Origin of the sequence: Bartonella sp. OD88NMGDW (assembly GCF_042193775.1) — a bacterium.
GTDB lineage: Bacteria > Pseudomonadota > Alphaproteobacteria > Rhizobiales > Rhizobiaceae > Bartonella > Bartonella grahamii.
This window is the reverse complement of sequence record NZ_JBHIMA010000006.1, coordinates 1-19,249: the sequence shown is the minus strand read 5'-3', so window position 1 is coordinate 19,249 and position 19,249 is coordinate 1. Positions and strand designations below refer to the sequence as shown.

Here is a 19,249-nt window from a genome sequence, read left to right as displayed (position 1 = left end):
CGCATTGTGAAAGCGCCTTGGATAAAACATAATACCTTATTTTGCTTTTTTAATGAAAATAATCCTATAATATATAATTCCCGCATATCTTCTTTTAAAGACCTTTTCTTTCGACTTTCCCTTTGATATCTTCCTGTTAAAATCTTGCTGCTTTTATACTCCTTGTATTACAATAGAGCTATCTACTTAACCCAACATAACATATGGAATAAGACTTTAGCTGTGGAGTAAAACGATGTCTGATCTTCAAGATTCCATCTTACCGCCTCTAAAGTGGCTCTCTAATCAAAATCCTCCAATACCAGAAAACATTCGCAATTGGCTCATGGAATCTGGCTCTATGACGCTTCGATTAAAGAAATATTGTACCTGCCTCCAAATTCAACCACAACGCGAATGTTTTATTACGCGAGATAAATTAACAGACGAAGCAGAGCATCTCCCCGAAAGTGCGCGTTATTGGCTACGTGAAATCATATTGATGGGAGATAATAAACCTTGGCTCCTTGGACGCACTGTAATTCCACAAGAAACCCTCCTACACAATCAAGCCTTGATGCATTTGGGAACTGTACCTCTAGGACATTATTTATTTAACCATGACCAATTAACCCGCGATTACATTCATATTGGTCAACAAGATGTGCTATGGGCACGCCGTTCCCGTTTGCGGTTAACGGGTAAGCCATTGTTGCTAACTGAACTATTTTTAACAGATTCACCGCTGTATCCCCACCAATAAAGGTTACTCATTTTATTCTGCATAATTTATAGATTTTATATAGCTTATAAGGGATTTAATCAGAGAAAAGAATTTCAAAATCATCTCAAAACACATTACAAACAAAGAGTTATTTTCAAAATATCTTTTCATTTCATCAACTCAGCTTAAAAATGTCTTCTATAGAAAAAATGTTTAACGTTCTAATTTTCTTATCATTAAAACCAGCGCTTGAATTAAGAAGATATACATCATATTGATAAATATCATCACATTTAAATTTCTTGCCGAATAATCAGCACTCTAAAAAATACGGCAACTCTTTATCAAAAAAATGCTTTGAAACAGCAAAAAAGACAACAACACACTCCCCAAAATTGGAAATCTGTATCAATTAGCTTAATCATCCTATTTTAAAATTTTTAATAGTGCAGACAATAGATCTTTTTTTTAAAAGTAGAAACTCTATAATTTTTTTGTTTTGTTAATGATCTAACAGCTTTGAAGAACAGTAAAATATAATACATAAAAGATGTTTTTATTGCTCTATGAGCTCCAAAAAAGATTCGTTTATTTCAAAAAAATATTTTTTTGATAATAGTATGTATGTAAAAGATAAATGACATTTATCAACATCCTACTGACTTACAAAGGCGAAGCACAATAAAAAATATTTTCCAATCCCCTTGAATTAATAAGATCTATTGCAATTTTTTACGAAGACTATTGCACACTTTAGAAAAATTCATTTGCCCTGCATACCGTTCCTTAAGCCATGCCATCACCTTACCGATATCGCGTAATTTTTCAGCTTTTGTTTGTACCAAAGCTTCACAAAGGACCTGTTCTACTTCCATCTCCTTAAGTTGATAGGGAAGAAACTCACGAATAACTTCTATTTCTGCTTGTCCTCTCTCTGCCAATTCCAAGCAACCAGACTCTTTATGGACTCGCATCAATTCTTCACGCTGTTGAAGCATTTTAGTGAAAACAGACTGTATCTGCTGATCATCCACTTCTAACTTCCCTTGATCATAATAAAGAATATCACGATCCCTAACTGCAGCATTCATTAAACGGAGTGTAGCAAGACGCGCACTATCTTGCGCTTTCAAAGCAGCCCTAAGAGCCCCATCAATCTGGTTACGCAACATAAATTTATCCAATTTTGTTCAAGAAGAAAGCGCCTTTTAACCAATCTTTATCCATCTTGCAATGGAGGATAAAAAAATAATTAAGGACTCGATCTTCGAAAAGCTAAAACAAGACTTTACCTCTTCATGGAATGTACTTATACTGCCTATTTCAAGCGAAACATTACCAGAATAATATACACAGCATCTGTTAAAGGTATGATTTTTGTGTAAAGTTGATCATTATACCTTTCAGAGAATAAATTGTGGATACATACTATGATACAAACGACTTCACCCAGCCACCCTTGGAGTATCAAAAAACCTACAGCCCTCTTAGTCTTAGCTGATGGAACCGTTATTGAAGGCAAAGGAGCAGGTGCTACAGGTATTGCTGAAGCTGAAGTGTGTTTTAACACCGCCATCACAGGCTATGAAGAAATCCTCACAGACCCGTCATACACACAACAAATCGTTAATTTTACTTTTCCTCATATAGGAAATGTAGGGGCAAATAGTGAAGATATTGAAGCTCTCTCTCCTCTCGATTGTCATGGTGCTGTTGGCGCTATTTTCAAGGCAGACATTACACATCCCTCAAATTATCGTGCCAATGAAAATCTTCATCAATGGCTTAAAACGCATAAAATTATTGCACTTTGTGGTATTGATACACGTGCGCTCACAATTCTTATTCGTGAAAAAGGTGCGCAAAATGCTGTCATTGCACATGATTCTAATGGAAATTTTGATATTCCTTCTTTAAAGAAACGTGCGCAAAAATGGCACGGTCTCGTCAATCTTGACCTTACGAAAGATGTGACATCTCAATCATCAATGCAATGGGATGAAAAACCATGGAGCTGGAACAAAGGATACAGTACAAATAATGTGCATAATCTTCATATCATTGCAATTGACTATGGTATTAAACGCAATATTCTTCGCCTTATGGCAACACAAAAAGCACGCATTACTGTTGTGCCTGCCCACACAACTGCAAAAGAAATTCTAGCAATGAACCCTGATGGAGTTTTTCTTTCTAATGGACCAGGGGACCCCGCAGCTACGGCTCAATATGCCGTTCCAACGATCAAAACATTAATTGATCATAATTTACCAATTTTTGGAATATGTCTTGGTCACCAACTTCTCGCTCTTACGGTTGGTGCAAAAACCGTGAAAATGCACCAAGGACATCATGGTGCCAACCACCCAGTTAAAGACCTCAACACTGGAAAAGTTGAGATTGTATCGATGAATCACGGTTTCGCCGTAGATTCTGCCTCTTTACCACAACATGTACAAGAAACACATATTTCTCTCTTTGATGGTTCAAACTGTGGTATTCGAATCATTGGAAAACCAGTTTTTTCTGTTCAATATCACCCCGAAGCTTCTCCTGGACCACAAGATAGCCACTACCTCTTTCAGCATTTCTGTGATCTCATTATGAATTATAAAAAAATATCTTAAAATAAAATATCTCACTTTCTAGCTTCTCTCCTTTAAATTATATCATCTTCCCATACACAACTATATTATTTGTATACCTACAACTTATTGAATAAGTGTTATTATTTATCATTTTGCAACTAAGATGAGAGCACTGAATAACTTGAATTTTTCTCATGACCTCTCCTCTTAGAATTGTATTCATCAAAATCATTGGCTTCCCCCTAAGCAAGATAAGTGTGTCGATAAAAACCATTTTTAAAAAGAGTAAAGTGCCTCAAATAAGTATTGGATTCACAATACAATTCTAAGCATTCTATTTTGCATGAGAAGCGTAATTCCTATTAAAGAATAAAAAAAATTATTTGCACTAAATGAGAAGAATGTATCGATATTCTATACAACACTTTGTGAAACAAATATCACAAAAAACTTTCTGCCTATAAAATGATACATTTTGTTTATCTTGTGCATTCTCTAGCAAAATAGTACGTACCAGCCCCTCTCAAAAAATTAACGTACCCGCAAGGCAAAAATAACTGTTGCAACGACAAGAAGAAAAAAGCCTCCAACAAAAGGGGCACCAGAAAAATAAAACTGTGCATTTTTATCTGTAAAACATTCAAAAAGAAACACATAAAAAACAGAACCAAATATTAAACTTAACGAAATAACAGATGTCATCGCTCCTTGCAGTTCTCCTTGTACATTTGTTGGCACCTGCGCTGAAGCAATAGCACGTATAGGTGCATGAACAAGATATTCAAGCATTGTACACGCACAAACCATATAAACCATCCACCCCTGCGTTGCGAATGTATAGCCTAGCATAGCAACGGAGGCAAACAAAAGCCCCACTATAACAATATGCCAATCACTCCATCGTTTAGAAAAATAAGGCAAAATGAGAGCGACTACAATAAATTGGCCTATCCCAAAAACACTATAGGAGAGCCCAATAGAAAAAGAACTCCAATCATAGCGTTCTTTTGCAATGAAAGCCCAAATACTTAACCATACAGATTCCGCAAACCAATAAAGAAAAAAGACCAATAACACCCAAAGAACCATCGGATATTGTTTCAGGTGCCAAAAAGCACCTAAGGGATTTGCCCGCTTAATATCAAAAAAGCGCCTATTCCACAGAGAAAGAGTTTCTGGAAGCATAAGCCAAGCAAAAATAAAATTAATGAGTGAAAAACCAGCAGCAAAATAAAACGGTATACGCGGACCAAACTGACCTAAAAAACCACCAATAAACGATCCTAAAATAAACCCCAATGCGGATGCAACGCCTAACAGACCAAAATTGCGTGTACGGGTTTTATCATCGGATATATCCGCAAGATAAGCTGTACAAGTTGCAAAACTAGCACCACTCATCCCTGACAAAAGACGCCCGATAAATAACATAGAATAACTCCATGCTATGGCACATATGAGATTATCAAGAGCAAAGCAGATAATAGAGAGCAGCAAAATAGGACGACGACCATAACGATCAGAGAGATTGCCAATAACAGGAGCAAACAAAAACTGCATCACTGAATAAGCTGCAAGTAATTTTCCTCTTTCTACAAAAGATGTACTGACATCTTTTCCAGTTAATTGAGAAAAATATTCAGGCAAAACAGGACAAATAATCGCAATGCCAAGAATATCTAACAATAAAGTGATGAACACTAAAACGAGCCCACGCTGAACAAAATTCGGATTGAGCATTTGGTCTTGCATAACATACACACTATTTTACGCATACAATTACTCCCCCGCTATCTTTTTACTCCCTTTTCCTTTTAAAAGTATTCTATACCATATACTTGTCATATATAAAATAATAGCAAAGTAAAAATTTAAGTAAGAGTCAAGATAAAAATATAAAATTACGTTTTAATTAGTATATCATTGTCAAAGCATAAAAATATTTTTTTGCATTATACGAATAAAATATTTGTGCGACCAACTCATAAACAAAATTTCATGAAACACAGAGCATTTCCAATAGTTTTAGAGACATTATGATGAATTTTATCAGACATCATTTCCCCTTCTCATACCACCGTTTTCAGGAATCTCAATTCCATTTGATACGTTAGATATCCTATAGCAATTGAAACCTTTTAAAAGATAAGTATATTATAGAGAAATATTCTTTAATTCTATAATCTTAGAAACTATTCATATCGCTTGCAATTTGTGTAACCTTAAAAACCATGATTATATCTTTATATTCATTGATGCTCTTAATGATTATATGCTACTGTTAAATCTAATAATGATCGTGATACGCATTTAAAAAATAGCACTTTTAGAAATAGTTAGTCATGAATTGTTAATGCAAAAATGGTGTATAGAATGCGAAAAATATCTCTATTAGTTCTCATTTTAATATTGGTAACAGGATATGATGTTCAGGATTCTGATTCACAAGAGAGTATTTTAGGAAATAAAATAAAAACACAACAAACAAACAACATAAAACTAGATCCTTATACTCTAAATAAACTAAATGCTCTTCTCAAAAAACGTTCAGAAACAAATTATCAGGAAAAAGGGACACTAATTGACTTTCTTTCTGAAGCTTTTTTAGGGACACCTTACCAAGCAAATATGTTACATGGCTCAGAAAAGACACCAGAAAAACTGATTATTGATTTTAGAGGCTTAGATTGCTTCACTTATCTGGATTATGTTGAAGCATTACGCAAATCAACATCCCAAACAGAATTCATAAATAACGTCATAAAAACGCGTTATATTAACGGTAATATTCATTTTTTAAATCGCAAACATTTTTTTACAGACTGGGCTTATAGAGAATATAAACTCGCCACTGATATTACCGCTGAAATAAGTCCCCATGCGGTAAAAATAGAAAAATATCTCAACAAAAAAGCTGATGGTGAAAACTATCTACCTGGGTTGCCAGTTGTGAAACGCACGATAACGTATATCCCAAGTAACTTTATTAATGAGGAGGTTGTAGGTCGTTTACAGTCTGGTGATTTTATTGGTATTTATACGAAACTTGCTGGATTGGATGTAACACATGTGGGCTTCTTTATCATGACAGATAAAGGGCCAATGTTAAGAAATGCTTCTTCACGAAAAGAAAACGAAAAAGTCGTTGATTCTCCTTTTATGGATTATGTTGCAAAAACACCAGGAATCATTGTTTTAAGAGCTCTTTAATAACATCATAGTGATATGAAATATCTTCTCTATTCTTAAAATATATACTGTAGTTATTCAGGTAAACATCTAACTTCGTTCAAGCTATACGGATACAATATATTTTTACAGTTTTTAGAGAAAAAGTCGTTTTGATCTAACTTTGTTTACAGGTATGTAAAAAATCACGGATTTGTGATCACTTTTACTGGTTGAACAATAAAGACAGGCAAAACTCTATTTTAGTATCAGGCTTTCCTTTTATATTCTCAACCAAGAATTATCTATAGATTATCACTAATCTGATCTTTACGAATATAGCGCAAAAGACATAGATAAACGTTTGTAAAAATAAGTAAAAGTAACGCCAGATATGTTTTGTTTTTATCTCATAAAGTATTTTATAAAAATTCGATCTATCTCTCTAATTTATTGCGTATAAATTTTTGACTTTATAGCATTATTTTCCTCATAAAGTCTTTGCGTTTTCTTGTTGTCTATACATTAAAATAACCCTGATGTAGCAGCATATTTATGATTAGAATGCACCAGTACTGTACGCGTCATTGTAAAATTTTTGATGCTAGATTGAAATGAAAATATGAAGGCATCAATTAAAAACCAGTATCTATCTTTAGCATCATTCTTTAATGTGTCCCCTATCCTTCATGCAATAAAGAACATTTAAAACAGAACACATTTTATCGGTAAAACAACACATTTATTAGCAACAATAATGATGATTAATCTATGATCACAAACTTTAAAATTCTACTCATAACTTTTATATAAAATTTATCATTAAACTTATGACGAAAGCTTCATTCCTCCTCGCCCTAAGAAACGAAACATCTACTCCTGACAGTCTGTAAACAATCCGTTCTCTTAAGTGAATTTAAGCGGCTAACCATTTCATGAGATTCACTTACACAAGGATACACCAGCAAGCCCTATTTTGAATATTTACTCCACACTCTAAAAACACTTAATAGATCAAATTTTATATACCCGACCTTAAATAACAGTGTTTTAACGAAATAGAATAAATCTTGCCTTAAATACTCTGTTTAACCTTTTATAATTGATTAATGCAAAAATTAAATCAACGAAAGAGATTCACTGTATTTTCGAGAAGTATGAATCGCCCCATCATAAAAAATAGTCCCCATAACATAGCAGACAATTTGAAAAAATCTTTTTATATAAAAGGGATCACCGTTGTACCGGGAGGCAATTTTGCCTCATCTTCAGGCTCGACATGAATAGAAATACGTACATTATCAAATTCTTGTTGAAGAACACCTTCGATTTTATCACAAATTTTATGTGCTTCTCCTACCTGCATTATAGCAGGCACAACCAAATGAAACTCTATAAAAGTAACCCTCCCAGCAACACGCGTCCGTAAATCATGGACCTCAAGCGCACCCGATGCATTTGCAGAAATCAGCTCCCGAATCCGCATGCTTTCATTCAATTCAACGCCAACGTCCATTAATCCCTGAACAGCATTTCTAATCACCTTCCAGCCCTGTAAGAGAATATTAACGGCAACGATTATCGCTAAAATTGGATCTAAAATTCCCCATCCCCCGATAAAACCAGCAATCAGACCAATTAAAATTGCAAGCGAAGTAAAAACATCCGTTATAAAATGCACTCCATCCGCTTTAAGAGCCGGTGAGCGATGGTGTTTTCCCTGCCAAATAAGAACCATTCCCCACATACAATTTATGACAGTTGCAATAAGATGAATAACAAGCCATACTCCAGGCTTCTGCAATAATTGAACGGTAGAAAGAGCTATCCATGCTTCTCTTAAAATAACAATTGCCGCAATAATAATGAGTATCCCTTCAAGAATGGCGGAAAAATATTCTGCTTTATGATGCCCAAAGGGATGATCCTGATCCGCTGGCTTCATACTCACTTTAACAGCCCACCATGCTGCAAATGACGCAAGAATATTAACTATTGATTCCAATGCATCAGAATAAAGTGCAACCGAATCTGTGATGTGATATGCCCAATATTTCAAAGCAAAAACAATACACGCAATAAAAATAGAGTATAAAGTTAAGCTTTGTATATTGATTTTTACATCCATGAACCTCATCCTTTTCTTCACGAAATAAGGGATTAATATTTTCAACCATATAATTATACTTTTGGCATATCGACAATATTTCCTCAATATTACAGAAGCTTCAGCATACAATAAACGCTTCAAGCTCACATTATTATCGTAAAAACTGCTCAGTTACACGAACAGAATCAATAAAGGAAGAAGAGAGGAACAGAATAAACAAAGAGCTTTCCCAAAAGCAATCAAACACATCACCTTCATTACTAATCGTTTTCTGAATAACTTAAAGCCATCTCACATCTCATAAACAAAAAACTTGTTTTTACTCAAATATACCATGATCATGCATTATTTTTCAGTCTTATAATGTGCATCATAAGCCATCTTTGCAACTTAGAAAAAATATCTTAGCACTCTACTGTAACCTCAGAGGTCAACCGCATTTTAAAATATGATTTACTAAAAAATTGAGATATAAAAAAGAAGAACAATGATTACCCCAAAAAAAAGAATCTGGGCATTGGGGACCCAGATTCTTTTCCCTTAGAAATTAAGGGCATACAGAACTTGGGAAATAGCGGGGACCCAAGACACTGCACCCGATACGAGAAAAAATATATGATTCCGTATCAGTATTTTTATACTATACCTATGGTTGCATATTGTCAACACAAATTCTACCATAAGTTTTAAAATAATGTTTTTTTCTCTCTTTGTTAAAATAAAATAAATTCTAACATCTGGAAATCATAAGAAAAAAGCACTAAAAATCTCTCATGCATTTGAATATCATAACAATCAATGAAACCGATGATCCACGCCTAAAAGCCTATCATAATATCCGTGAAAAAGATCTTGTTGGACGGCAACATCAATTTATTGCTGAAGGCAAAGTAACATTGTCCGCATTACTGCACTCGAAAGAGTTTTCTGCCATCTCACTGCTCATCGTAGAAAACCGTCTCTCTGGACTTCTACCGCTTTTAGAAAAAACACAGCCTCTATGTCCCATTTATTGCGTTCCACAAAAAGTCATGGATAATATCACCGGCTTCCATGTTCATCGTGGTGTCTTGGGTATTGGTAAACGCAAAATACTGCCATCTTTACAAAGTTTTCTACAACATCTTCCAGAAAAAGCTTTGATTCTTGTTTTATGTGGTATCTCGAATCACGATAATATGGGATCAATTTTTCGTAATGCAGCAGCCTTTGCCAGTAATGGTATTATTGTCGACAAAACCTCATGCGATCCACTTTATCGTAAATCAATAAGAGTTTCTGCCGGCGCTGCTTTAAAAGTACCCTATACGCAAAACGCTGATATAAATGACATTATAGCTGCTCTAAACGATGAAAACTTTCATTTTTATGCACTCTCCCCTTCTGCTTCACACACTCTCAAGCAAGCCAACAAAACTAAAAGAATGGCACTTATTTTTGGAACAGAAGGCGATGGCTTACCACCCCATATACTACAACAATCAAAAACCTTACGTATTCCCATGACTGACGGTTTTGACAGCCTTAATGTTGCCACAGCCTCAGGTATTGCACTTGCCCATTTTACCAACTTTGACCACTAAAGATGATAACACTTTAAGTTGTAAAACATATCCGATGTTGTATGTTATCTATCAGTCCCAATAATGTTGCTGTTCCCTAGCATTTGAAAGCATTAATTAAAAAACATTTTTATATTTTTCTTATCGATGCTTTCCGCACCCTAACCCCGCTCATGACGTGCAGAAGACATAATTTTGATGGATCCAATCATTTAAAAACTTTCAATGATAAAATCTTCCGGAAGTCTCTCATTCAAGTTTAAGTTTAAGGTTAAAATTATCATTATAAATCAACTGACTATTTTTTATGAAGCTGTTATTTTAGTTCAGAAGAAACAGAATCTTTTGTTTCGAGATTGCATAAAACGCGCTTCAACATCATTTCAGTATGGGCCGCACGTTCTGAATGTGTTACAAATCCTCCCCCAAGAATACGCGCATCATGACCATTTTCATCATAAAGAACGCAAGCTTGCCCTGGTGCCACACCATTTTCACATTCCAATAAATCAACGGAAAAAACACCTTCTTTATAATGTAAGCGCGCAAGGTGAGGAGGACGCGTTGAACGCACCTTTACAGCTACCTCAATACCTTGAGAAGGAAAATTATCTAACGACTCATCACCAAGCCAATTCACATCACGTAAAAAAAGCTTATGTGTTTCTAACATTTCACGCGGTCCAACAATAACACGTGCATTTTCCACATCGAGATAAACCACATAAAGCGCTTCACCCGTTGATACTCCAATACCACGACGTTGACCAACCGTATAATTAACAATTCCCGAATGTTTACCTAAGATCTTTCCATCAATATGGACAATAACGCCAGGATTAGCTGCTTCTGGACGCAGTTTTGCGATAACATCTGAATATTTTCCTTGTGGAACAAAACAAATATCCTGACTATCATGCTTATTGGCAACCACAAAGCCCATTTCTGCTGCCATTTCACGAACGCGGGTTTTTGGAAGGTCACCAAGTGGAAAACGCAAATAATCAATCTGTTCTTGTGTCGTTGCGAAGAGAAAATAACTCTGATCACGATCATTATCGAGAGGACGAAAGAGTGCTCGATGCGCTCCGTGGGAACGCGAACGAATATAATGTCCCGTAGCCAAAGCATCTGCCCCCAATTCGCGTGCCGTTGCTAATAAATCAGCAAACTTAACCGTTTGATTACACGCAATACATGGTACTGGTGTCTCTCCATGCGCATAGCTTTCTGCAAAAGGATCAATAACAGCTTCGCGAAAACGCTTTTCATAATCAAGAACATAATGCGGTATTCCTAATGTTTCTGCAACGCGGCGTGCATCCTCAATATCTTGTCCTGCACAACACGCCCCCACCCGATGCGTCGCTGCCCCATGATCATAAAGCTGCAACGTAATGCCAATAACATTATACCCTTCCTTTTTCAAAAGACCTGCAACAACCGATGAATCAACCCCTCCCGACATTGCAACAACAATGCGAGAATCCTCAGGTTGTCCTGGTAAATCAAGACTGTTTAAAAACATGTATTCATTCTCTATTTAATGCTCTGTTTAATGTCTACTCATATGTTAACATTTTGATGTACGCTCTTCAGCACTTTTACACGATTGATTGTCTTTATATTGTTTTTTTATCTTTTCCACAACCATAGGCATTACTTTCTTAAAAGCTGCTGCAAACAAAAAAAGAATGATCGAAATAAGGCATAATGGCAATCGTTTGGGAGAAAACCTTTTTGCTCTTTTTAAAATCTGGTAAAATATTGCAAGAAGCTCTTCTACACACTTCACTTAAGTTTCTTTTTACGTGCTCAATCACTTTATTAATTTTTTCTTTCAGCGCGTTTAGCTCTTTTTTAAATTTCATGCTCTATAAACGAATCAAGTCCTTGACTAAAGGTAGAGGATACGAATGACCAATTTGATAAAAACACAAATGAAATATGTTATTGGGCCAGATGGAAGTCCGCTTACAATTGCCGACCTACCGCCGCAAACAACACGACGCTGGGTGATTCGTCGCAAAGCTGAAGTTGTTGCGGCTGTCAGAGGTGGATTGTTAAGTCTTGACGAAGCGTGCCAACGTTATACTTTGACTGTAGAAGAATTTCTTTCATGGCAAAGTTTGATCGATGAACACGGTTTAGCGGGATTACGAACGACCAAGATTCAAAACTACAGGCATTAAGTTGCCCTTGATGACGATTCGATAACATAAAGAAACTTGTAAAACAGCCAAATTTGATAAAAATTTGGCTGTTTTATACTATACCCAAAAGATAAATCTGAAAGAATAGATTTTTCAATAATTGCTTTTATCATCCAACCATTGAATTAGCCAACCATTGAATTAGATTGAATCAAAATATCCTCACCACCCGCAGCAATCTTCTTTTCCCGTGCTTCCAAAAGCTGTGCACGTTGCAGCTCTGTATTAGCTTCATGGAGAGCAATTTCAGCGTTTGTTTTTTGAAGCTGTAAATCACGAATTGAATTGATCAGATTATCACGTCTTTGCCGCGCTGCACGCGCAAAAGCAGAATAAGCAAAATGGTGAACATCATTGTTTCCAGATTTACGTTCTTCATGAGTAATTTGTGCTTCCAGCTCTAACACCATTCGTTCAAACTCTGCGATCATCATCTCAAGCTGTGCAATTTCACGGCGTTTTCCACGCACTTGAAACATCCTCAATCGCACCATATTTTCTCGTGGCTTCATACTCACTACTCCTTGATTGCGCCAACTCAAAACTCGCATTCACACCCAATAAATATCTTTTAGTTATATGTCTATCCGACAAAAACAGTCTATTGACTTGAAATTATAACAATTTTCGCCTTTCATTAAAGCATCTGAACATACAATCTGCTTTAAAGAGCAATAACTATTTCTTTACTTTTCCCCCCATTATAAAATGAAGAGATTTAAAGCTCAGTAAACAAACACTGAAATTGTAAAAAAGTAATTTATAATGCTCTTTTACAAATTTTTTTAAGTTAAAGTTTATAAAAAAAGCCCTTCTTTTTTTATTATGTTAAAAAAATATGCGATTTTTCTAAAATAATTTTGCAGCCTCTTTCAAAAATAAAAATATTTTGTTAACCACTATCATGGATAGTGGGGAATTTAGTAGTGATTGTTACGCGTACTACTGAAATATTCATAAACACTTTGTTATAAGTGTTTGATTTCATGAATTGTTTTTATAACAGTGGTTTTGCTAACTGATTATAAAATAGAAATGCTCCTTATGATTCGTGAAGGAGCGAAGTGAGGGATCTAAAATGCGCGTATTATTAATTGAAGATGATAGAGCAGTTACTCAAAGCATTGAGTTAATGTTAAAGTCAGCTAACTTTAATGTTTATATCACTGATCTGGGTGAAGAAGGTATCGATTTAGGAAAACTCTATGATTATGATATCATTTTGCTTGATCTGAATTTGCCCGATATGTCAGGGTATGATGTCTTGCGGACTCTAAGGTTGGCAAAAATAAAAACTCCTGTCCTGATCCTTTCTGGTATGAATGCCATTGAAGACAAGGTCCGTGGTTTTGGCTTTGGAGCTGACGACTATATGACAAAGCCTTTTCATAAGGATGAGCTCATTGCACGTATCCATGCAGTTGTTCGTCGTTCTAAAGGACATGCACAATCGGTTATTGTTACCGGTGATCTCACTGTCAACCTTGATGCAAAAACCGTCGAAGTTGCAGGGCGCCCCGTTCATTTAACCGGAAAAGAGTATCAAATGCTAGAGCTTCTCTCTTTACGTAAAGGTACCACCCTTACTAAGGAAATGTTTCTCAATCATCTCTATGGTGGAATGGATGAACCAGAACTAAAGATTATCGATGTTTTTATCTGTAAATTGCGGAAAAAATTGGAAGCAGTCTCTTCTAGTGTAAATTACATTGATACAGTTTGGGGACGCGGTTATGTATTACGTGATCCAGTTGAAGAGAACGTACGAAAAACCGCTTAAGCAGTGAACATGCACTTTGTAAAATCTCGGAGTGTGGCGGGCCGAGATTTTTTCCCAAAATCTGTTCTCTGTTAAAAGTAGAAAACTCGCACACCAAAAATTCTCATATAGAAAGCGCTTAAAGCTTAATAAGTAACTATACAGCATTTACACATATAACTCTATTGCTCATATGTTCAATCGAAGCCACTTTTCCCAACACGGCTTAAGCGCTTCTCTCTTATTCAAAGCTTTTTTACACTTTCTAAAACAATACAATGATCATTTTCATCAATATTTATTTTCATCTCTGTCATCTGAGAAAGTAACATTGTGTAATAAAATTGGATGACATGTGCATCAATAAGCTCTTCTTGAACTTCTCCACGAAATAACGCAAGAAAATGAGGGGGTATACGGAGAGTTTTACCGAAAACCTCAAATCGAAAAGAACGTTTATTTTCTTCTTGCAAAATCATAACAACAATTTCACCACCACGAGAAACTGTTGCGTTTGCAATCAATAATAAATTAAGCAAAAGTTTAACTTCATCTTTTGGTAACAATAAAGAAGAAGCTTGCCATTTTAAAGTTGCTTTTTCTTCTTTCATATATTGTTGAGCAACCTGCTCTGCAGCCCGTGTATCTATTTGTCCTCCACTTGCACCAGCAAAACCAAAAGCCAATCGCGCAAATTGTAGACGTGCAGCAGCACTCGCAACGGATAAACGCACCAATTGTAAAGCATCTTCTTCAGCTCCTCCTTCATCATAAAGCTCCATTGCATTTTGAATAGCCCCCACAGGTGAGATCAAATCATGGCAAATACGACTACAAAGCAAAGCAGCAAGATCCGTAGGATTCAAAGAAATATCTAACGTCATAATGATTGAAAACTCCTAGATTCAAAAAAACAAACTTTATTTTAAAGAAAAACTCTTAATATCTGATGCATAATAGGAAACATTAACAATCATGCTAAAAGAAATTCAGAAATAAATTCAAGAATTTAAATAACCTTATATCTTATTTTTTATTTGAATAGAATGAAAATTCTAATATTATCTTTTTGTTTATCACTAATAAAAGGAGAAAACTTCATGGCTCTCTCTCTGCTCAAATACTGGTACAAAAATATTATATCTTTAATCTTCCTTTTATTCATCACCATAAACACTGCACATGCTCAACTACAACCAATAGAGCAAAACGAACCCCATTATTCACTCCAAGAAATTATTGATTCTGGGCATCTTTTTTTTGGAAAAACAGCCAGTGGTCTGGCTGTTGCAATTCAAAATATTTTTTCACAATACGGTTATCCCAATGCCTATATTTTAGGAGAAGAAGCTTCTGGTGCCTTTTTTGCTGGATTAACCTATGGTGAAGGAAGAGTTTTTACCAAAAGCTATGGTCAACATAAAGTTTTTTGGCAAGGTCCCTCAGTAGGATGGGATTTTGGCGGCCAAGGCTCCCGTTTAATGATCTTAGTTTACAACCTTAATAGCATAAATAATTTATGGAAACGCTATGGTGGTATTTCAGGTTCGGCCTATTTAATTGCAGGTGTTGGTTTTCATGTCCTCAAATACCATAATACCTTGTTAATCCCAATACGTACAGGGATCGGTGCACGCCTTGGTATCAATATAGGATATTTAAAATTAACACCTAGACCGACATGGAATCCGTTTTAAACGTATTCTTATTTGAAATAGGGGTATTATGCTTATTCAATCGTTTATTTTTTTTATTCTTGGAGTTGCTTTCACTTCTTGGGTACTGGTGCTTTTGTCTCCTTTTATTTGGCGTAAAGCCGTTCATTTTGCGTATAAAGATGTTTGTGCGCAAATGCCATTATCACTCGCGGAAATAGAAGCAAATCACGATTTTCTTCGTGCACAACATGCTGTAGAATTAGCAAACAACCAACAAAAGTACGAATTTTTGCAAAAAAAATACGCCCAACAAAAAGTACAACTGAGCCAAATAACAGAACAATTTTATCGGCTATGCCTCCCCACACAAGACACTCTCACTAAAGAAGCGATAGCAATCAAACAAAATATCGCCACAACTTTCAAAGGAAAGAAAAATGATGCGTGAAAAAATCGCACACTATCAGCAACGTTTACAAAAAATCCAAACTTATCAGCTTGACACGACTGCTAACCATCAATTGCTGGAAGAACTCCGTGAAGAAACAAAAGAACTTGCAGCAACATTGGCAGCTCAAATAGCGCTACAAGAGGGAAACACATCACCCATCAATACATTGATTCAAAAATCAAAAAGCAAAAATGACCTCGCATCACGTATTCGCAAAAAAATCACTTGTCTCTCCCAAAACCCCGTTAAATAAGTTATCTTTTAAAACACCTTGAATGAAGAGTAAAATCAACAAAGGTTCATTATAACTTTCATAACCCAAATCCTTTTTATTAAACGTGACTTTCTTGCTAAGCTAAAGGACAAAGTTTCTTAACCCATACCGTTCTGTTAAAAAGCATCTTCTTGTCTAGCAGATTCCACTTGCTAATCATATCACCGCCCTAAAGGACAACATTTCATAGGTCCTAGAAAGCAAATAATACCAAAAACATTGGTCACACACTCTAACAAAAGGTACCTTCTAAGATGAGTCACTAATAAAGCTTTGACCATAATTTTAAGGATAAAAATACGCTCTCAAAAGTGATAAAAATCTCTTATTTTTTGGATAATCATATCCTGATCCGTTTGTGTCAAGTAAGGATGCATTGGTAAACTTAAAACACACTCTCCTAAAGATTCTGAAACAGAAAGGGAATCTTTTACATAAGGAAAGTGTTTATAAGCTGGCTGTTGATGTAAAGGAGTTTTATAATAAATCATTGTAGGGATAGAATTTTTTTGTAAAAAATCTTTTAATTTATCACGTTCTTTTACCTTAATCGTATATTGTGCATAAGCAGAACGAATATTTTCTCCTATTTCTGGAACTGTAACAACATCTCTTAAGCCATTGGAATAGCGTTGAGCAATTTCTACACGCTTTTCCATTTCATCTTCAAAGATCGCAAACTTTTCTAGTAAAATTGCAGCCTGAATGCTATCTAGGCGCGAATTCATACCAATACGTACATTGTCATATTGCGTTTCACCTTTACCATGAAACAAAATAGAGCGTAAAAGTTCTGCAAAATGATCATCATTGGTCATCATAGCGCCTCCATCGCCATAACATCCTAATGGTTTTGCAGGATAAAAACTTGTAGCAGCCACATCACCAAAAGCACCGCACATAGTATTACCGCTTCTTCCACCCATAGATTGAGCAGCATCTTCAATTACAAAAAGATTTTCCTTTGCTGCCACTTGAGCAATTTGCACATAGTCAGCAGAAAGACCAAATAAATCAACGGCAATAATAGCCTTTGGCCTTAGACGTCCCTCTTTTTTTACCATTTCGATAGCATGAGAAAGTTTTTCAATATCAATATTGAATGTATCAGGTAAAACATCAACAAAAACAGGCTTAGCCCCCACCAAAGCAACCACTTCAGCCGTTGCTGAAAATGTAAAACTAGGACAAAACACAGCATCCCCTGGACCAATATTTTTAGCCATAAGAGGCATCTTCAAAGCATCTGTTCCATTAGCACATGCAATCACATGTTTAACACCAAGATATTCTGCCAATTTCTCTTCAAATTCTGTTACTTCTGGCCCCAAAATATACTTACCACTAGCGACAACATGTGCAATTGCAGAATTAATTTTATCTTCAATACGCGCACGCTGCGCCCCAAGGTCGATGAATTGCATATTAACTCCATTGATCATCACAAGAATGCAAAAGCGCTACCTATCTCTTTTATCTATCATAATTGACACCAGCAGCTGTTAAAATCCGTAAAACCGCAATAGCATCATCACCATTTGTACGAGGTGATTGACGCGTTTCAATACAATGAAGAAAGTGCCGTAATTCGCAAGTAAGCGGCAAATCTTCACAAACATCAATATAATTCAGCTCATCCATGCTAAAAGCCCACTCTTGATTTTCTTTCCAAACGGCAAAATGGTGCATTGCCAATTTACGGCTCCACGGTTCCATATCATCAAAAACGAGCATAGCTTTTGTTCCAACAACAGTTAAACGTCTCTCACGATAAGAACTCAAGCGTGAAGTAAAAAGATGACTACGCACACCATTTGGAAAAGTCATATGAATATGAGAAAAATCAGAAATCTGATCAACGACAGCAGCCCCCTCACCGCGAATTTCGGAAGGTTCACATCCTGTCAACGCCAAAATCATTGAGAGATCATGAGGCGCAAGATCCCATAAAGCATCGCTGTGTGTGTGAAATTTTCCAAAGCCTAATCTATGAGAATAAATATATCGCACATCTCCCACTTCTCCGTTTTTCACCAATTCACACATTTTTTCAAAAGCCGGATGAAAACGTAAAATATGGCCTACCATAAAAACTCGCTCATAAGCCTCAGCCTCCTGAACTTGGCGTTTAGCATCAGAAACATTCAAGGCTATTGGTTTTTCCACTAAAACATCTTTACCATTTTTAACAGCACGGAGCACATTTTGCGTATGCAATTGTGGCGGCAATGCTAATACCAGCGCATCAATATCTCGATGCGTAAAAAGATCATCTGGTGTAACAAGCTCTACACCATACATCGTTGCAAAACTAGCAGCACGATCATTATCAATATCAGAGACTGCTGCCAAAGCCCCGAGAGAATGGAGTGTTCGTATATGATTTTCACCCCAATGACCGCATCCTAAAACCGCTACACGTGGCACCATTTTCATGCCTTACCCTACTTTATCATATAAAATTACACTTTTACATATCGAGGATAAAATAGAATGACAAGAGAAAAGCTTAAAAACGATGCTTGACATCTTACTATTCTACCCCTTATATCCGCAAAAGATGTAATTCTTTACAATTATGATTGCTTATTTTGGCGGAGTAGCTCAGTAGGTTAGAGCAGAGGAATCATAATCCTTGTGTCGGGGGTTCAAATCCCTCCTCCGCTACCATTACTTTTTTTGTTGTTGTAGCTTGCCAGCGGGTTTTGTATATTTTGCCACTAGGTTTTGTACCAATTTATTTTTTTTCAAAGAGTTTTAAAG

The 19,249-nt window shown here is 35.9% G+C and carries 17 protein-coding genes and 1 tRNA gene; 10 read left to right on the top strand and 8 right to left on the bottom strand.

Annotated elements, in window-relative coordinates:
- The first annotated feature begins 235 nt into the window (after positions 1-235).
- Entirely contained in the window at positions 236-742 is a 507-nt protein-coding gene (gene ubiC, locus ACFIJR_RS05965) for a chorismate lyase (RefSeq protein WP_375626176.1), read from the top strand.
- A gap of 680 nt (positions 743-1,422) precedes the next feature.
- Here ubiC and ACFIJR_RS05960 read toward each other — a convergent pair.
- Positions 1,423-1,875, bottom strand: a complete 453-nt coding sequence (locus ACFIJR_RS05960; protein ID WP_375626178.1) for a GatB/YqeY domain-containing protein — start codon at positions 1,873-1,875, stop codon at positions 1,423-1,425.
- Between the two features lie 258 nt (positions 1,876-2,133).
- Here ACFIJR_RS05960 and carA point away from each other — a divergent pair, with 258 nt between their 5' ends.
- Positions 2,134-3,330, top strand: coding sequence for a glutamine-hydrolyzing carbamoyl-phosphate synthase small subunit (gene carA, locus ACFIJR_RS05955; RefSeq protein WP_375626180.1), 1,197 nt, complete (start codon positions 2,134-2,136; stop codon positions 3,328-3,330).
- Between the two features lie 492 nt (positions 3,331-3,822).
- On the opposite strand, the gene ACFIJR_RS05950 is transcribed toward carA, so the two are convergent.
- Positions 3,823-5,043: an MFS transporter gene (locus ACFIJR_RS05950; protein WP_375626181.1), complete on the bottom strand. Its 1,221-nt coding sequence runs from the start codon at positions 5,041-5,043 to the stop codon at positions 3,823-3,825.
- Between the two features lie 621 nt (positions 5,044-5,664).
- On the opposite strand from ACFIJR_RS05950, the gene ACFIJR_RS05945 reads away from it, so the two are divergent.
- Positions 5,665-6,501 carry a DUF1460 domain-containing protein gene (locus tag ACFIJR_RS05945; RefSeq protein WP_375626183.1) on the top strand — a complete coding sequence of 279 codons (837 nt, stop codon included), beginning with the start codon at positions 5,665-5,667 and terminating at the stop codon, positions 6,499-6,501.
- A 1,177-nt stretch (positions 6,502-7,678) separates the two neighbouring features.
- Here ACFIJR_RS05945 and ACFIJR_RS05940 read toward each other — a convergent pair.
- Positions 7,679-8,587, bottom strand: a complete 909-nt coding sequence (locus ACFIJR_RS05940; protein WP_375626185.1) for a cation diffusion facilitator family transporter — start codon at positions 8,585-8,587, stop codon at positions 7,679-7,681.
- Positions 8,588-9,342: 755 nt separating this feature from the next.
- Here ACFIJR_RS05940 and ACFIJR_RS05935 point away from each other — a divergent pair.
- Positions 9,343-10,152, top strand: a complete 810-nt coding sequence (locus tag ACFIJR_RS05935; protein ID WP_375627021.1) for a TrmH family RNA methyltransferase — start codon at positions 9,343-9,345, stop codon at positions 10,150-10,152.
- A gap of 295 nt (positions 10,153-10,447) precedes the next feature.
- Here ACFIJR_RS05935 and mnmA read toward each other — a convergent pair whose 3' ends face one another.
- The gene (gene mnmA / locus ACFIJR_RS05930; RefSeq protein WP_375627019.1) at positions 10,448-11,659 is read right to left on the bottom strand and encodes a tRNA 2-thiouridine(34) synthase MnmA; all 1,212 of its coding nucleotides are present in this window, start codon (positions 11,657-11,659) and stop codon (positions 10,448-10,450) included.
- A 388-nt stretch (positions 11,660-12,047) separates the two neighbouring features.
- Between mnmA and ACFIJR_RS05925 the strand changes: the two genes are divergently transcribed.
- Positions 12,048-12,323 carry a DUF1153 domain-containing protein gene (locus ACFIJR_RS05925; RefSeq protein ID WP_015856675.1) on the top strand — a complete coding sequence of 92 codons (276 nt, stop codon included), beginning with the start codon at positions 12,048-12,050 and terminating at the stop codon, positions 12,321-12,323.
- A gap of 146 nt (positions 12,324-12,469) precedes the next feature.
- Here the strand turns inward: ACFIJR_RS05925 and ACFIJR_RS05920 are convergent, their stop codons facing one another.
- Positions 12,470-12,856, bottom strand: coding sequence for a flagellar export protein FliJ (locus ACFIJR_RS05920; RefSeq protein ID WP_375626192.1), 387 nt, complete (start codon positions 12,854-12,856; stop codon positions 12,470-12,472).
- 566 nt (positions 12,857-13,422) lie between these two features.
- Here ACFIJR_RS05920 and ctrA point away from each other — a divergent pair.
- On the top strand, positions 13,423-14,124 hold the full coding sequence (gene ctrA, locus ACFIJR_RS05915; protein ID WP_015856677.1) for a response regulator transcription factor CtrA: 702 nt from the start codon (positions 13,423-13,425) through the stop codon (positions 14,122-14,124).
- A gap of 224 nt (positions 14,125-14,348) precedes the next feature.
- Here the strand turns inward: ctrA and chpT are convergent, their stop codons facing one another.
- The gene (gene chpT / locus ACFIJR_RS05910; RefSeq protein WP_015856678.1) at positions 14,349-14,987 is read right to left on the bottom strand and encodes a histidine phosphotransferase ChpT; all 639 of its coding nucleotides are present in this window, start codon (positions 14,985-14,987) and stop codon (positions 14,349-14,351) included.
- 216 nt (positions 14,988-15,203) lie between these two features.
- Between chpT and ACFIJR_RS05905 the strand changes: the two genes are divergently transcribed.
- From ACFIJR_RS05905 to ACFIJR_RS05895, 3 genes are read left to right on the top strand one after another with little or no spacing between them, the layout of a single operon-like run.
- Positions 15,204-15,800 carry a DUF1134 domain-containing protein gene (locus ACFIJR_RS05905; protein WP_375626194.1) on the top strand — a complete coding sequence of 199 codons (597 nt, stop codon included), beginning with the start codon at positions 15,204-15,206 and terminating at the stop codon, positions 15,798-15,800.
- A gap of 28 nt (positions 15,801-15,828) precedes the next feature.
- Positions 15,829-16,209, top strand: coding sequence for a hypothetical protein (locus ACFIJR_RS05900; RefSeq protein WP_375627013.1), 381 nt, complete (start codon positions 15,829-15,831; stop codon positions 16,207-16,209).
- Positions 16,199-16,465, top strand: a complete 267-nt coding sequence (locus tag ACFIJR_RS05895; protein WP_375626198.1) for a hypothetical protein — start codon at positions 16,199-16,201, stop codon at positions 16,463-16,465. The genes ACFIJR_RS05900 and ACFIJR_RS05895 overlap by 11 nt, the downstream gene beginning before the upstream one ends.
- Before the next feature lie 326 nt (positions 16,466-16,791).
- Here ACFIJR_RS05895 and ACFIJR_RS05890 read toward each other — a convergent pair whose 3' ends face one another.
- Both ACFIJR_RS05890 and ACFIJR_RS05885 read right to left on the bottom strand, forming a co-directional pair.
- On the bottom strand, positions 16,792-17,910 hold the full coding sequence (locus ACFIJR_RS05890; RefSeq protein WP_375626200.1) for a DegT/DnrJ/EryC1/StrS family aminotransferase: 1,119 nt from the start codon (positions 17,908-17,910) through the stop codon (positions 16,792-16,794).
- A 49-nt stretch (positions 17,911-17,959) separates the two neighbouring features.
- A complete protein-coding gene (locus ACFIJR_RS05885) occupies positions 17,960-18,916 on the bottom strand; it encodes a Gfo/Idh/MocA family protein (protein WP_015856681.1) in 957 nt (318 codons plus the stop codon).
- 163 nt (positions 18,917-19,079) lie between these two features.
- Here ACFIJR_RS05885 and ACFIJR_RS05880 point away from each other — a divergent pair.
- Positions 19,080-19,156, top strand: a tRNA-Met gene (locus tag ACFIJR_RS05880).
- Positions 19,157-19,249 lie beyond the last annotated feature (93 nt).

Coding starts and splice junctions, on each gene's coding strand:
- ACFIJR_RS05960 (WP_375626178.1), bottom strand. CDS start 1,875: ATGTTGCGTAACCAGATTGATGGGGCTCTTAGGGCTGCTTTGAAAGCG.
- ACFIJR_RS05905 (WP_375626194.1), top strand. CDS start 15,204: ATGGCTCTCTCTCTGCTCAAATACTGGTACAAAAATATTATATCTTTA.
- mnmA (WP_375627019.1), bottom strand. CDS start 11,659: ATGTTTTTAAACAGTCTTGATTTACCAGGACAACCTGAGGATTCTCGC.
- ACFIJR_RS05890 (WP_375626200.1), bottom strand. CDS start 17,910: ATGCAATTCATCGACCTTGGGGCGCAGCGTGCGCGTATTGAAGATAAA.
- ubiC (WP_375626176.1), top strand. CDS start 236: ATGTCTGATCTTCAAGATTCCATCTTACCGCCTCTAAAGTGGCTCTCT.
- ACFIJR_RS05920 (WP_375626192.1), bottom strand. CDS start 12,856: ATGAAGCCACGAGAAAATATGGTGCGATTGAGGATGTTTCAAGTGCGT.
- ACFIJR_RS05950 (WP_375626181.1), bottom strand. CDS start 5,043: ATGCAAGACCAAATGCTCAATCCGAATTTTGTTCAGCGTGGGCTCGTT.
- chpT (WP_015856678.1), bottom strand. CDS start 14,987: ATGACGTTAGATATTTCTTTGAATCCTACGGATCTTGCTGCTTTGCTT.
- ACFIJR_RS05925 (WP_015856675.1), top strand. CDS start 12,048: ATGACCAATTTGATAAAAACACAAATGAAATATGTTATTGGGCCAGAT.
- ctrA (WP_015856677.1), top strand. CDS start 13,423: ATGCGCGTATTATTAATTGAAGATGATAGAGCAGTTACTCAAAGCATT.
- ACFIJR_RS05940 (WP_375626185.1), bottom strand. CDS start 8,587: ATGGATGTAAAAATCAATATACAAAGCTTAACTTTATACTCTATTTTT.
- ACFIJR_RS05895 (WP_375626198.1), top strand. CDS start 16,199: ATGATGCGTGAAAAAATCGCACACTATCAGCAACGTTTACAAAAAATC.
- carA (WP_375626180.1), top strand. CDS start 2,134: ATGATACAAACGACTTCACCCAGCCACCCTTGGAGTATCAAAAAACCT.
- ACFIJR_RS05935 (WP_375627021.1), top strand. CDS start 9,343: ATGCATTTGAATATCATAACAATCAATGAAACCGATGATCCACGCCTA.
- ACFIJR_RS05900 (WP_375627013.1), top strand. CDS start 15,829: ATGCTTATTCAATCGTTTATTTTTTTTATTCTTGGAGTTGCTTTCACT.
- ACFIJR_RS05945 (WP_375626183.1), top strand. CDS start 5,665: ATGCGAAAAATATCTCTATTAGTTCTCATTTTAATATTGGTAACAGGA.
- ACFIJR_RS05885 (WP_015856681.1), bottom strand. CDS start 18,916: ATGGTGCCACGTGTAGCGGTTTTAGGATGCGGTCATTGGGGTGAAAAT.